This window comes from Rhizobium phaseoli, from assembly GCF_010668805.1.
In the GTDB taxonomy this organism is placed as follows: Bacteria; Pseudomonadota; Alphaproteobacteria; order Rhizobiales; family Rhizobiaceae; genus Rhizobium; species Rhizobium phaseoli_A.
In genome coordinates this window covers 44574-58434 of the sequence record NZ_WUFT01000021.1, presented here as the reverse complement: position 1 = coordinate 58434, position 13861 = coordinate 44574, and the positions used below count along the sequence as shown (strand labels likewise).

14 protein-coding genes and 2 pseudogenes are annotated in these 13861 nt (G+C 60.3%); 7 read left to right on the top strand and 9 right to left on the bottom strand.

Annotated elements, in window-relative coordinates:
- Positions 1–6 precede the first annotated feature (6 nt).
- Both GR197_RS26330 and GR197_RS26325 read left to right on the top strand, forming a co-directional pair.
- Complete coding sequence (locus GR197_RS26330; protein WP_164014932.1) at positions 7–792, top strand: coniferyl-alcohol dehydrogenase; 786 nt, start codon at positions 7–9, stop codon at positions 790–792.
- A gap of 22 nt (positions 793–814) precedes the next feature.
- Positions 815–2260 carry an aldehyde dehydrogenase gene (locus tag GR197_RS26325; RefSeq protein ID WP_164014930.1) on the top strand — a complete coding sequence of 482 codons (1446 nt, stop codon included), beginning with the start codon at positions 815–817 and terminating at the stop codon, positions 2258–2260.
- A 55-nt stretch (positions 2261–2315) separates the two neighbouring features.
- On the opposite strand, the gene GR197_RS26320 is transcribed toward GR197_RS26325, so the two are convergent.
- From GR197_RS26320 to GR197_RS26300, 5 genes are all read right to left on the bottom strand, one after another.
- Entirely contained in the window at positions 2316–2891 is a 576-nt protein-coding gene (locus tag GR197_RS26320) for a methyl-accepting chemotaxis protein (protein WP_164014928.1), read from the bottom strand.
- 293 nt (positions 2892–3184) lie between these two features.
- Positions 3185–4483 (bottom strand): hypothetical protein, encoded by a 1299-nt coding sequence (locus tag GR197_RS26315; RefSeq protein WP_164014926.1) that lies wholly within the window; start codon positions 4481–4483, stop codon positions 3185–3187.
- Positions 4476–4835, bottom strand: coding sequence for an ABC transporter ATP-binding protein (locus GR197_RS26310; RefSeq protein WP_246724697.1), 360 nt, complete (start codon positions 4833–4835; stop codon positions 4476–4478). The genes GR197_RS26315 and GR197_RS26310 overlap by 8 nt, the downstream gene beginning before the upstream one ends.
- Positions 4786–5190, bottom strand: a complete 405-nt coding sequence (locus GR197_RS26305) for an iron chelate uptake ABC transporter family permease subunit (RefSeq protein ID WP_246724696.1) — start codon at positions 5188–5190, stop codon at positions 4786–4788. The genes GR197_RS26310 and GR197_RS26305 overlap by 50 nt, the downstream gene beginning before the upstream one ends.
- 112 nt (positions 5191–5302) lie before the next feature.
- Positions 5303–6370: an ABC transporter substrate-binding protein gene (locus tag GR197_RS26300; protein WP_164014924.1), complete on the bottom strand. Its 1068-nt coding sequence runs from the start codon at positions 6368–6370 to the stop codon at positions 5303–5305.
- A gap of 277 nt (positions 6371–6647) precedes the next feature.
- Here GR197_RS26300 and GR197_RS26295 point away from each other — a divergent pair, with 277 nt between their 5' ends.
- From GR197_RS26295 to GR197_RS26285, 3 genes are read left to right on the top strand one after another with little or no spacing between them, the layout of a single operon-like run.
- A complete protein-coding gene (locus tag GR197_RS26295) occupies positions 6648–7169 on the top strand; it encodes a DUF4142 domain-containing protein (RefSeq protein WP_164014922.1) in 522 nt (173 codons plus the stop codon).
- Between the two features lie 7 nt (positions 7170–7176).
- Positions 7177–7497: a cupredoxin domain-containing protein gene (locus GR197_RS26290; protein WP_164014920.1), complete on the top strand. Its 321-nt coding sequence runs from the start codon at positions 7177–7179 to the stop codon at positions 7495–7497.
- 39 nt (positions 7498–7536) lie between these two features.
- Positions 7537–8244: an RNA polymerase sigma factor gene (locus tag GR197_RS26285; protein WP_164014918.1), complete on the top strand. Its 708-nt coding sequence runs from the start codon at positions 7537–7539 to the stop codon at positions 8242–8244.
- On the opposite strand, the gene GR197_RS26280 is transcribed toward GR197_RS26285, so the two are convergent.
- The 4 genes and pseudogenes from GR197_RS26280 to GR197_RS26265 all read right to left on the bottom strand — a co-directional run bounded on the left by GR197_RS26280 (position 8239) and on the right by GR197_RS26265 (position 12221).
- Positions 8239–8424 (bottom strand): hypothetical protein, encoded by a 186-nt coding sequence (locus GR197_RS26280; RefSeq protein ID WP_246724695.1) that lies wholly within the window; start codon positions 8422–8424, stop codon positions 8239–8241. The two genes, GR197_RS26285 and GR197_RS26280, sit on opposite strands and share 6 nt — an antisense overlap.
- Positions 8425–8619: 195 nt before the next feature.
- Positions 8620–8839: pseudogene (locus GR197_RS26275) on the bottom strand (DoxX family protein); the annotation flags it as partial.
- A gap of 104 nt (positions 8840–8943) precedes the next feature.
- Complete coding sequence (locus tag GR197_RS26270) at positions 8944–11100, bottom strand: putative bifunctional diguanylate cyclase/phosphodiesterase (RefSeq protein ID WP_164014914.1); 2157 nt, start codon at positions 11098–11100, stop codon at positions 8944–8946.
- A 443-nt stretch (positions 11101–11543) separates the two neighbouring features.
- Positions 11544–12221, bottom strand: coding sequence for a TetR/AcrR family transcriptional regulator C-terminal domain-containing protein (locus tag GR197_RS26265; RefSeq protein ID WP_164014912.1), 678 nt, complete (start codon positions 12219–12221; stop codon positions 11544–11546).
- A 200-nt stretch (positions 12222–12421) separates the two neighbouring features.
- Here GR197_RS26265 and GR197_RS26260 point away from each other — a divergent pair, with 200 nt between their 5' ends.
- On the top strand, positions 12422–13315 hold the full coding sequence (locus tag GR197_RS26260) for an NAD(P)/FAD-dependent oxidoreductase (RefSeq protein ID WP_164014911.1): 894 nt from the start codon (positions 12422–12424) through the stop codon (positions 13313–13315).
- A gap of 15 nt (positions 13316–13330) precedes the next feature.
- Positions 13331–13690: pseudogene (locus GR197_RS26255) on the top strand (SDR family NAD(P)-dependent oxidoreductase); the annotation flags it as partial.
- Positions 13691–13861: the final 171 nt, after the last annotated feature.

Sequence of the window (13861 nt, the reverse complement as noted above, 5' to 3'; positions counted from 1 at the left end):
ATGCTCATGCTTTTTGGTAAAACAATCCTGGTGACCGGCGTGGCCTCCGGCATCGGCGCCCGGACGGCGGAGCTGGCCGGCCAGATGGGCGCAGAGGTCATCGGCGTCGATGTGCGCGACCCGGCCAGCGGAAGTGCCGCCTTCATCAAGGGCGATCTGTCCACGCCATCGGGCGTTGCCGAGATCGTTGCACGGCTCCCGGCGCGTCTCGATGCGCTCGCCAATGTCGCCGGCCTTTCCGGCAACACCGGCGTCGTCTCGACGCTCGCCGTCAATTTCTACGGGCTGCGCGCCCTGTCGGAAGCCGTCGCCCCGCGACTGCGCGAAGGCGGCGCCATCGTCAACGTGGCCTCGATCGCCGGTTACGGCTGGCGCGCCAATCTCGAACGGGCGAAATCGCTGACGTCAATCGAGGGTTTTCCCGATGTGGCGGCGATCGCCCGCGAACACGGTCTCAAGGACGAGCAAGGCTACCCGCTCTCCAAGGAACTGCTCCTGCTCTGGACCATGCGCGCGGCCCACCAACCATTGTTCAAGCAACGCGGCATCCGCGTCAATGCGGTCAGCCCCGGGCCGGTGGAAACGCCGATCCTCAAGCAGTTCCGCGCCGTGCTCGGCGACGCCAGGGTCGACAGCGACATTACCCGCGTCGGCCGCGCCGGCACCGCCGCCGATATCGCGCCCGCCGTGCTCTTCCTTTGCTCAGACGGCGGGCGCTGGATCAACGGCGCCAATCTCGCGGCCGACGGTGGCCTCGAAGCATCCATCAACGCCGACGTCCTCGGCTTCTAGTCGTTCTCAAAGGAGACCCACGATGAATATTTCCCTGCTGATCAACGGCGCAGACCGCCCGGCCTCCGACGGCCGGACCTATGACCGCATCGACCCCTTCACCGAAAAGCTCGCCAGCCGCGCCGCCGCGGCAAGCCTGGAGGATGCAGCCGCAGCCGTCGATGCCGCCTCCGCCGCCTTCGGCACCTGGTCGAAGACCGGCCCCGGCCAGCGCCGCGCGATCCTGATGAAGGCCGCAGACATCATGGATTCCAAGGTGGACGAGTTCACCCGGCTGATGATCGAGGAAACCGGCGCCACCGCGCCCTGGGCCGGCTTCAATGTCATGTTCGCCGCCAACATCCTGCGTGAGGCCGGCGCCATGACGACGCAGATCTCAGGCGAAATCATTCCCTCCAACAAACCCGGCACGCTCGCCATGGGCGTTCGTCAGGCGGCCGGCGTCTGCCTGGCGATTGCCCCCTGGAACGCGCCCGTCATCCTCGCGACCCGCGCCATCGCCATGCCGATTGCCTGCGGCAACACCGCCATCCTCAAAGCGTCCGAACAATGCCCGGGCACGCATCGGCTGATCGCCACGGTACTGACCGAAGCCGGCCTGCCGGCCGGCGTCCTCAACGTCATCACCAACGCGCCTGAGGATGCGCCTGAGATCGTCGCCGCGCTGATCGCCCATCCTGCCGTCAAGCGCGTCAACTTCACCGGATCGACCAAAGTCGGCAAGATCATCGCCGAGACCTGCGGCAAGCACCTCAAGCCTGCCCTCCTCGAACTCGGCGGCAAGGCCCCGCTAGTGATTCTCGACGACGCCGATATCGACGGCGCGGTCAATGCCGCGACATTCGGCGCCTTCATGCATCAGGGGCAGATATGCATGTCGACGGAGCGGATCATCGTCGACGAGACCATCGCCGATCAGTTCGTTGCCAAACTCGCCGCCCGCGCCAGCCAACTCCCGGCCGGCGATCCGCGCGGCCACGTCGTGCTCGGCTCGCTGATCAGCCTCGACGCCGCCAAGAAAATGGAGGAGTTGATCGCCGATGCGACGGCCAAGGGGGCAAAACTTGTGGCCGGCGGCAAGCGCTCCGGCACCGTGGTCGAGGCGACGCTGCTCGATCACGTCACATCCGACATGCGCGTCTATGCGGAAGAATCCTTCGGCCCGGTCAAGCCGATCATTCGCGTCTCCGGCGAGGAAGAAGCGATCCGCATCGCCAACGACACCGAATACGGCCTGTCTTCCGCGGTCTTCAGCCGCAACATCCAGCGGGCGATGGCGGTTGCCGCACGCATCGAATCCGGCATCTGCCATATCAATGGCCCGACCGTGCACGACGAGGCGCAAATGCCTTTCGGCGGCGTCAAGGGCAGCGGTTACGGCCGTTTCGGCGGCAAGGCGGCAATCGCCGAATTCACCGATCTGCGTTGGATCACGATCGAGGATTCCGCTCAGCATTACCCCTTCTGACGACGAAACACATTGGCGCGCCACAACGGCGATTGCGGTTGTGGCGCGGTCATGTTCAGGCCGAGAAACCATCCAGCGCATCGGCAAGCTTCAGCCAGAGATCATGGGGAGGCGAAGGAATTGGCCGCGATTCTTCATCGGAGACCCGGATTTCGGAAGCGACCCCGTTTGATCTGAAGCCCGCCAGCATCCGGCGAAATCTCGTCGCCTTGTCGGCAAACTGGTCTGAACCCCGCTCCCCCAGCACCGTGCGGATCGTCGCTAGGGCGAGATTGAAGTTCTTCTGCAATTGTCCGAAGGCGCCGCGAGGTTTGTCTCGCATGCCTCCATGGAGATCCCCGTGGGCGAGAGCAGCCATCGCGTCGTTGAAATCGGACAGATTATCGCCAATTGACATGATCAGCTCATTGAGGATAGCGGCCGAACGGGAGAGATCCGTATCGGCATAGTCGGCTTTCATCCGCTGCGTCAGATCTCCGCCCTGGACAGCCGTCGCCAATGCCGCGATCTCGGCTGAGAATCTGGCTTTCTGATCATTGAGATCGGTTCTCGCTTCAATGCTGTCCGGATCTTCAGAAACTCGACCCTGATACACCCCGTTCAAACCCGGGCCGTTCGTTGTCTCGACCATGGACACCGAGCCTCAGCGCAATGCACCGCAGCCGTAAGACCGGCGGCGGATGATAAATGCACAACTGCTATGGACCATGTCATATTCCCGTATCCCAGCGGACCAATTGTGCCGCTGTCCCGGTGACAACCGCGATCCCATCCAAGGCGGCAACGCTTAAAAAAGTGCTTCGGCGCCGCCCCGCCCAAATGGTTTGCGCGCAAAACGGATAGCATCGACGTATTTTCGATTATGATTGGGCGGCCGCCACGCGTTTCCAAAGTGGCGGCTGATCCGAGGGGCTTGGAGAAAGGCTAAAACAACAATTCGCCGGTGGAGAGCTTTCTCAACGCGACGGCGATATTGGCGAGCAGCGCTTCCTTTTTCGGGCCATGATCGGGATAGCGGGTCATGTTGTCGCCATTGTGCATGAAGACATATCCGCCGCGGCCCGTCGGGGTCGGATACTGCCAGATCCAGTCGGCCGGCTTCGGATCATGCTCGGAGCCGATATCGGTCAGCCAGATCGCGCCGGGAGGCGGATCGGTCCATCCGCGCACATACTGGCCGAAAACGCCTTTCCAGCCGTCGAAGCCCTCCCCGAGATCGGAAAAGATCCCGAAGCGGTCGTCGCGTATGCGAACCTTGATATTGGTGAAAGGACGCGGGGGAACGGCGTGAAACGGCGCCATGAAGGGCAGCCATGGCTGGCATGGCTCCGCGGCGATGATCAGATTTCCGCCTTGAGAGAGAAACCGGATGAGATTCTCGGCCTGGCTCTTGAGGAAAAACTCGTCGTGGCTGCTTGGAATGTAGAGCGTGTCAGTCTTTCCAAGCAGTTCGGGGTCGAGCTGATGAAGCGGAGCGAAGGAGGTTTCGAAGCCGGCGCCTCCGAGGCTGTCCTCCAATCCGTCCGGATGCCATTCCGACGGGACATGTGAGCATTGCAGATAGGTGAACCGGTTTCCGGCCGGCCGCTCAATCCCGAGCTCGCGGTTCAGCCAGGGATAGAAGGACCGGAGGAAACGCGTGGTCGCCGGCATAAAGCGCTGGCCATTGTGCGAATGCGGGTCCAGCGTCGCGAGCAGCAGGCGTCCGCCGCCCGGCAGCGACGGAAAATCGAGAAACAGGCTGCCACTTCCACCGTCGATCTCAAGAATGGAGCGCGCGCCTTCCGGAACATTGTAGGAGCCGCCCCAATGCCAGCTCATATGCGAAAGCGGCAGGCTTTCGGTGATCGGATGGTGCGGCTCGGAGAGCCTGACCTCCAGCTTTTCGCCCTTCGTCCACCACAGCCAGTCGCGGCAGTTTCCGGGCGTCCACTCAAGTCCCGGAATGTCGAGCCAATCGGCATGGCCCTGCAGGCAGACGACGAGAAAACCGCCGTCTTTGAGATAAGCGTTGAGCTGCGGCGCATGCGGAAGCGCTGCGGCTGTATCCATCGCATCCGGCATGACGACCGCGGCGTAAGGAGACAGATCGACCTTCGGCAGGTCGTGGATATAGATGAGAGCGTCGATATAGTGACGAAAATCCTGGAAGCTTCGCAGCTGCCAGCTATTGCCCCAATGGATATAGGCGATGCCTTTTCCCGGCGTAGCGGCGTCAGCCATCGAAACGGGCTCCTTCATGACGAAAGACGGGCGCGTAAGTGTGTTTGGCTAATCCGTCGAAATCCGCGCGCGCGATCGGCAGGTCGTAGAGATCGGTCAGGTTTTCGGCGCTCAGCGCTTCCGCGGTCGATCCCAAGACATAGCGGCTACCGCTGGTCATCAGCAGAACGTCGCTCGCAATCTCCACCGCGTGCTGCGGCATGTGAGTGGAAAAGGCGATCGTCATGGCGTGCCGATCCCTCAAATGCGCGAGCAGGCGCAGGACCTTGTCCTGGTTCTTGTAATCGAGCGCGGCGCAGGGTTCATCGAGAACCAGGAGTTCGCATTCCGATGCCAGCGCCTGGGCGATCATCACCAGCTGGCGCTGGCGTCCCGCCGAAACCGGCGCCCGATGTCACGCCGATGATGCCGGGATCGACCAGCGGATTGCGGAAGAGCCCTTGCAGCGCCGCCCCCGAGATCGCCAGGCCGAAGCCGACGATAACAGCCGCCATGATGCGCGGCAGCCGGACCTGCTCGACGACGACCTCCTGCACCGGATCCCAATAGGGCGTGACCAACGGGTGGACGTTGTCGATCAGGATATAGGCGACATCCCGCATCGACAGGTCGTAGCGGCCGATCGTCACCGAATAGAGGATGGCGGCGACGAGGAGGCCGATCAGGGCCGGAAGGACGGAAACCGAAGCCAGTTTCCGCCCTGCCAAGCCGGGAACAGTTGCGCTTGCCGGCTGCGCAGCTTCGCTTGCTGGCTGCGCAGGTTCGCTAGCCGACCGCGCAGGTTCACCTGCCCGACGCGCAGCTTCGCTAGCGCGTGGGTTAACCGAAGAGCTGGACATATTTGTCCGTCGGAGTGTTGCTTTCGGATTCGAGGATCGCCTTCAGTTGATCGTCCGTCAGATCTGCACCGTAGATCAGCTTGTAGACATCGCGAATCTGCTTTCTGAAATCCGGCGCAAAGTCGGTGCCATGGGCGACGGCCGCCAGCCATTCAGAGGTCAGAAAGATTTCCGGCGCATCGGGCGTGCGGGCGAAAACCGGCTGCTTGTAGACGCGCTTCTCCTTGACCGCCTTGAGATTGGCAAGGAGCGGATTGTCGAAGAAATCCTTGGGATTGAGGTCGCTCGCATAGGCCGGAATGATGATGATGTCGGGGTTCCAGACCAGCAGCTGTTCGAAATCGACGGTGCGCCACCATTCCCCTGTCTTGTCGGCGGCCGGGTTGGTCACTCCGCTGAGCGAGAGGTCCTGCGAACCGTTGGCAATGACCTGGATCTGGTCAGCCACCTTGTCGATGTGCAGGACGGAGGGAAGCGCTGCTTTGTCAAGCTTGGCGACTTTGCCGTCGAGCGCCTTCAACGTTTCGGCCTGCGCCTTCAGGATCGCCTGGGCGCGGTCGTTGTGGCCGGTCATATACCCGGTCAGCGAGATGTAATCGAGGCGATCCTGTTCCGTGCAGCACTGCCAGCCGACAACGGTCAGGCCGACGCGCTCTAGCGGCTCGATGAGCTTTTGATCATGGGTCCACTGGATCACGGCATCAGGCTTCTCAGCCAGGATTGCCTCGACATTCGGTACGAAACCATCCTGGGCGGCGCTGGCATTGATCTTCGCCATCTCGGGCAGCATCTCGGCGTAGATGCCCTTGGTGAAGTAACGCACCAGCGAATCCTTGTTCATGCCGGCGATATGACCCGCCGTCCCGTCTATGGCGCGATAGATGATCGGCGCCGACCGCACGATCGTCACCACCCGTTCCGGCGGCTTCTCGAAGGTGATCGTCTTGCCGCGGTGATCGAGAAACGAACTCTCGGCATGCAGCGTTGCCGGCAGGAAAAGCGATAGGGACATTGCCAAGGCAGAAAAAGCCTTGCGGCGGCGGGACATGGACCACTCCTTTGACTGGCACCCCGGCTCCTTGGCGCTTGGAGCGGCGGCGATAGCGGTAAATAACATGAGTTCTCTAGTCATGTTATTTACCGCTGTCGAGCACAAGTTGACGCCGGTGTTTCAAACTGTGGGTGAGCAGGAACTCGAAAAGAATGCGTCGACCGTCGCAAAAAATTCCGGGAACCTTTTCGACCGATCTGCATCCAATGCCTGCTTCCAAAGGCGCACCACCGCCGCGGAGCATTCCGTCACATGGACACTAGGGAGACAGATCATGTTGAAACGAATTTTCGGTGCAGCGCTGATAGCGGCCTCGCTCGGCACGGTTTCGATCGCCGCCGATGCCAAGCCGACCGACCCTCAGATCGCTCATATCGCCTATACGGCCGGGCAAATCGACGTCACCGCCGCAGAACAGGCGCTGAAGAAAAGCAAGAATGCCGAAGTCATCGAATTCGCCAAGACCATGGAGCGCGACCACAAGGCCGTCAACGATCAGGCGCTCGCCCTCGTCAAGAAGTTGAAGGTGACGCCTGAAGACAATGCCGTCAGCCAGTCGCTGTCGGCAGAGGCGAGCAAGGAACTGACGACGCTCGGCGCTCTCGACGGTGCGGCCTTCGACAAGGCCTATGTCGAAAACGAAGTCGCCTATCACAAGTCGGTCAACTCAGCGCTTGCCGATGTGCTGATCCCCTCGGCTAAGAATAAAGAGCTCAAGTCGCTCCTGGAAACCGGCCTGACCCTGTTCAAGCAGCACCAGATGCATGCCGAGCATCTTGCCTCGATGATGAAGTAGGCTTGCGATGCGCTTACTGATGAAATCGCTGCCGCTGCTGTTTGTGCTGCTCTGGACAGGCAGCGGGTTTGCCGTTGCGGCGGATTATCAGGTGACCATTGCGGGAATGAAATTCAGCGCGCCGCCTGCCGAACTGCATGTCGGCGATGTGATCGTCTGGCGGAATGATGATATATTCCGGCATACGGCGACGGCGCGCGACAAAAGCTTCGACATCGATCTGCCGCCGAAATCGGAAGGCCGCATGATAATCAGCCGAGCGGGAGCGGTCGATTTCTACTGCCGCTTTCATCCCGCCATGACGGGCAAACTGGACGTCCGGCCATAAGGCCGGGCTCCTCGGAAAGACGGGGTAGCGGAGATTTCCATGACAGCCATTCCGGTTCCGGTCGCGCGACGCCGGCCGCTTCAGTCGACCCTTTCCGACGCCGACCTCATGCCCCTTGCAAAAATCGGCGACGAGCCCGCCATCCGCGCCATCATCCAGCGTCACAATCAGCGCCTGTTCCGCACCGCGCGCGCCGTAATCCGCAATGATGCGGAAGCGGAAGACGTCGTTCAGGCGTCTTACATCAAGGCCTTCATCAACCTGGCGACGTTCCGGGGTGAGGCGGAGCTTTCGACATGGCTGACCCGAATTACGCTCAACGAGGCGTTGGGCCGGGTACGGGCTCGGAAGAACACCACCGGGCTGGAGGAAATCGACATGCAGGCAACGTCGGCGAGTGGGCAGATAGTCCAGTTTCCGTCTTCCACGACAGATCCTGAAACCGAGCTGTCGCGGAGCCAGGCGCGGCATCTCCTCGAACAAGCGGTCGACGAACTTCCCGATGATTTTCGCACCATTTTTGTGCTGCGTGATGTCGAGGGTATGAGCACCAACGAGGCCGCATCCTACCTCGGCATAAGAGCCGAAACCGCGAAGACGCGGCTCCACCGGGCGCGGAAGATGATGCGCCAGTCGATCGAAAAACAGCTCTCCGGCGCATTCTCGGCGCTGTTCCCGTTTGACGGTGCCCGCTGCGCCTTCATGGCCGATCGCGTCGTCGCCGCCCTTACCCACAAGACGTCATGACTGCCTATGCGACTCGAAGCTTAATCGGTCGAGGTCGTCCAAAACCTGTTGGATCCGAGCACGCGCCTGCAGCATTTTATCCATCTCCAGGTTGCCGTACGACCCGTCTGCGTTTTTGAGGTGCTGAACGTCTATCGAAGCGTTGGAGACAGGATTTGGAAACGGAATGATTTCAGCCATGAGCATTCTTTATTTTGTTGTGTTTTATGGGGAGCATAGGAAACCGCATTCATTGCGATGGGTTGCTTTGTCCGCTTGGCAGTAAACGCCTCGTCGTCCTTAACAAATTCCTACTTCAGCGCGCGCGGTAGCTGACTTCGCGGCTTTGTCGCGCCAAACGGACAAAGATGCGAAAAACGCGTGGTTCCCGATCCGTCATTGGCGCGGCATGATCGGCGCCCTCTTGCTGCGGTCCCATAGGATGAAAGCTGAAAGGGCAAGCAGGATGACATTGAGCGGCAGGGCGGGGACTTCGCCGCGGGGATAGATGAAAGATCATGGCAGCGATCTGCAGCAGCACGCAGCCGAGCGCAGCCAGAACGGTCAGGCGCCGTTGAATCCGGGTCGGGGTCGGCAGCAGCACGCCCACTCCGCCGAATTTCAGGCCCGGCTTTCAGGCACTGACAAAGACGAGGGAGATCAAAAGGACGTCCATTGAACGAACTGCACTCAGTTCGACGGGTATTCTTAAGACGGAATTCACCCGCAAAGCCGCTCTCTTGGGTTGAGGTCACCAGCCGGAGAACGCAGCCGAATGGCGATAATCTCGGCTTTTGGCACAGCTTTGCTGTAAAGAAATCCTTGCGCCGAGCCGCATCCATTTGCAGCCAGGAAGGCTGCCTGCTCGGCGGTTTCGACGCCTTCCGCCACCACATTCTGTCCGAGACAACGCGCGATGGAGAGGATCGCCTTCACGAGTTCCTCGTTCCGTCTATCGACGCTGTTGATGAACGACCGATCGATCTTCAGCGTGTCGATCGGAAAGCGCGCCAGATAGTTCAATGCCGAATAGCCGGTGCCGAAATCATCGATGGCGATCGAAAATCCCATGCTTCGAAGTTCAGAGAGCATCTCCAGCGTTTCATCCTTCTGATCCAGAAGAAGGCTCTCCGTTATTTCGATTTCCACCCATTCCGAGCGGCAGCCGGTCTCGTCGAGAATCTCTGCGATCGACCTTACCAATCCTGGGGATTGGAATTGCTTGACCGACAGGTTGACCGCCACCTTGTGCGGTGAATCGCTATCGGCATTGAACTCGGCTGCGGTCTGGCATGCCTCGCGCAGCACCCATTGCCCGAGTTCCACGATCAGCCCCGTGTCTTCCGCAACCGGAATGAACCGTGCGGGAGGAATCATGCCCATTTCGGGGTGGCGCCATCTCAGCAAGGCTTCGCAGCCGATCATTGCGCCGCTGGTGAGAAGTACCTTCGGCTGGTAGTGCAGTTCCAGTTCACCGCGCTCGATCGCACGGCGCAATTCCGACTCCAGTCGCATCCGCTCTTCGGCGCTTGCCGTCAGGTCCTTCGAATAGAAGCGAAAATTGCTTCGTCCGGAGCGTTTGGCGAGATACATCGCCGAGTCGGCGTATTTTACAAGGTCGTTGGCATCGGCGCTGTCATCGGGATAGAGCGCGATGCCGACGCTGCATGAAATAAACACCTCCTGGCCATCCAGCAGGAAGCGTTCCCTGAACTTCTCGAGGATATTATTGGCAATCCGGCCTAGACCGTCGCCTTGGCTGATATCCGGCAGCAGGATCGCGAATTCGTCGCCACCGAGACGGGCGACGGTGTCGTAGTCCCGAACGCTCGCATTGAGGCGAGCCGCCGCCTGACAGAGCAATTCGTCGCCGACAGGATGGCCCATCGTATCGTTGACCACCTTGAAATGATCGATGTCGATCAACATCACACCTGCCCGCTGGCCACGGGAAACGGCTGAAGTAATCATCTGCCGAAGCCGATCATTGAACAGCGATCGGTTCGGCAGCGATGTCAAAGGATCGTAAAAGGCCATCTGATGGATCTTCTGACGCGAGGCGTTCAACTCGGTAACGTCGCGCGACACACCCAGAACACCGGCAACTTCTCCCCCTGGGGCCAATACCGGAACCTTGCGTGTTTCAAGAAGAACAGATTGACCGTTCTCCCGGGAAACGACCCATTCCTCGCTGACGAGGATGCCACCAGCCTCAATCGCCGCTTTGTCCGACTCTCGAAAGGTCCGAGCCCTTTCTGTCTCGAACAGGTCGAAATCCGTCTTTCCGACAACGTCGGCCTCCGTCTTCCCGGTCAGTCGCTCGTAGGCGTGGTTGCACAAGAGATAAACGCCATCCGTGTCCTTCACCCAGACCATATCAGGCATGGTCTGAAGCACGCTGAGAAGCTGTATCCGTACGGAGTTGATGGCTTCTTCCGCCTGTTTGCGCTCGGTAATGTCGCGCGAAAGCGCAAGCAGTGTGGTGGCCGAATCGGCGCTCGGCCGTTTGGCTACGGACAGCTCGAACCATCGCGTCTCACCGTTCGGCAACGAGACGCAAATGCATCGGCCATAGGCAACTCCCTCTTTGCCGGCCGCGCGCAGAGCCTCCATCGCGATAGCCGCCTGATCGGGCGCAAGGACGTCATTGACCGTCCTGCCAAGCAGCATCTCCTTCTGGTGAGCCAGCAGTTCGGGGTTTCGCGTCCAGACCTGAAGATAACGGCCGTCTTCGTCCACCTCGAACAGAACATCCGGAATGGCGGTGATGATCCCCTCGGCGAATTCAAGCGCCTTCTTGAGCTCCCGCTCCGTCTGTTTGTGTTCGGCAATGTCGACGATAACGGCCGGCTCCGGAAACGATTGGGACAACGTCATGACGAATCTTCTCACCATGGGCATCAACCGGACGCATCATTCATCCAATCGAGAATTTTCTAAGAAAGGCCGCCCAAGTCATTTGAAGCGAAACGATGGTGCGAGGATGTCGTCGCAACGGCACCGGTCCGCTGCAATCGAGCATATCGGCTTGGCCTTGGATTCTGCGGTTAGAAAATTAAGGGATTACTGCAGTTCCGGCCGACAAGAACTTTCAACGCGCGATACGGATCGGAGTGCGCAATGTGGATATACCTTTATGCCGAGTTCGGCATAAAGGCGTTTATCCCGAGCCAGATACATGCCGGGCCCGTTTCCTAAAGCACGGGATTTCAGGTAAAGCCGCCTGGTAAGCTCGGCATATTTTCAAGCACTGGAAGGCGGAATCTGGCCCAAAGCGGACACCGATAGTCGCGTTGATGTCAGTGCGAGCATCCAAAATATCAAGCAAGTACTTCGCGGCTTCGTCCCGGATATCCGCCCGCGTGGTCGCTGCCACCGTGCGCGGCGATGAACATGGCGACGGCCGACCGGCAATAGGATTCGATCTCGTTGTCGTCCTCTGCTCTCGCCTGATCGAAGCGTGTGATAATCAGGAGATCGGAGCCTTTGAAAAGCGCGGCAAACAAGCGGGCGGACCGGAGAGGATCGGGCACATTCAGAACCGCCTTCGCGTGCAATTGACGCAACAGGGCCTCGATTTGGGCGATGATATGGGCGGGGCCGGCTTCGTAGTGGACCTTGCTCAGCGACTTTTGACTCGTGAAGTCGGCCATGACCATGGCTTCCACACTGCGCACGTCCGGGCGCAACAGCGTGCGAAGCAGTGATGATCCCACCGCCATGAGCTGATCTTCGGCCGAACCGTCGACGCCTTCAAAAAGGGCCTGTGGTATTAACTGATAGCAGCGGGCCGCAAACGCCGCGCCAAACAGCGCCTCCTTGTTCTCGAAGTGGCGATAGATGCTGAGCTTGGATATCTTCGCTCGCTGGGCGACCTTGTCCAATGTCGTCGCTTGGAAACCCAATTCCGCAAAGAGTTCGCCCGCGGCGTCGACTATGGTTTGGCCAAGCGCCTGGTTGGTGGGCCGGCCGCGCCGGCCCTGGCTATTTTCGGTCACGACAATTCCGATCCTTGACAGTATCTTTATTCTTGAATTACGATACTACTCAGTATCTGCAATTCCAAGGGTGAATTTTATCGTGTCCTCCAAAATAAGTGTCCCTTGGCCGCCCACCGATATCGAATGCGCATCGCTGGACGATATTGCGCGCCAGGCCCAACCCACCCCCCTCCATCCGCAACACGGAGCTTATCACCATGGATGACGTCGTCATCATCGGCGGCAGCTTTGCCGGCCTCGCAGCCGCTCTGCAACTCGGCCGTGCCCGTCGCAAGGTCACCGTTCTCGATACCGGCCTGCCGCGCAACCGCTTCGCCGGCCACTCGCATGGCCTGCTCGGTCACGATCACAAGCCGCCGCTGGACATCCTGGCCGAGGCGCGGCGGCAGCTGACGCGTTATCCCACGGTCAATTTGGTCAATGCCCGGGCCAACAGCGTGTCCGGCGGCATCGACGATTTCTCCGTCCTCACTGGCAATGGCGAAAGCCTTGGGGCGCGCCGCCTGATCCTGAGCTATGGCATCACCGACCAGATGCCTGCTGTGCCGGGCTTTGCCGAAGGCTGGGGCACGTCCATCGTGCCCTGTCCCTATTGCGACGGCTTTGAAGTCGCCGGCCAGCATTGGGGCCTCGTCTGGTCCGGCCTGCAGTCGCACAATCAGGTCAGGCTGTTCCACGATTGGACCGACAGGTTGACGGTCTTCGCCGATGGTCACGACATCCCGCCCGATATCCGGGCGGATGTGGCGCGCCGCAACATACCTGTCGTCGATGGCCGGATCACTGAAATCGACCGTCATGGGGGCCATAATCCCACCCTCAATCTCGATACCGGCCCCGATGTCACTGTCGACATCCTGTTCGCGCATCCGCGCAACAAGCCGTCCGCAGGCCTGCATGAATCACTGGGTCTCGCCACGGTCGATACACCCCTCGGCATTGCTCTCAAGGCGGACGAGCGCCGCGAAACCAGCATGCCCGGAATCTACGCCGCCGGCGACCTCGCCAACCCCGGCATGCCCTCGGTCACCACGGCATCATGGCAAGGCGCAATTGCGGGCATCTCCGCCCAGCAGTCGATGCTGGTTTGAGAGCGCCGATTCCATCTCATGGCCTTCCAAGCCGTTCCGAGCTACGCGGCCTATGCGGCCTATGCGGCGACCAAGGCATATGTACTCGCCCTTGGCGAGGCCCTGCACAACGAACTCCGCCTGCATGGTGTGGTTGTTACCACGCTCTGCCCGGGGCACACCGCGACGGGCTTCGATGAGGCGGCCGGCGCAACCACATCGGCCTTGCTGCGCCTCCTCACCATGAAGCCACGTCCGGTCGCCGACAGCGGTATTCGAGCGTTGTTGCAAGGAAAGGTTATGGTGATCGAGGGCCTGTCGAACGCGCTGGTAGCCTTTTCAAATCGTCTGACGCCGAGATCAATGCAAAGGGCCACAATGAAAAGAACTAGTGGACGCTTAACTCCTGGAGCGCTGGCGCGTCGGGCTCATCTAACAAGCGGGGGCTCTTACTGCAGCCGCTGACAGCCTCGTGCTTCGGCCTATTACGCCCAGCGTCGTTTGTGCGCTCAGGCTTCACGAACAGAAACTCCGACCGACGCGCGCTTTGGCATCAATAGCTTAGCT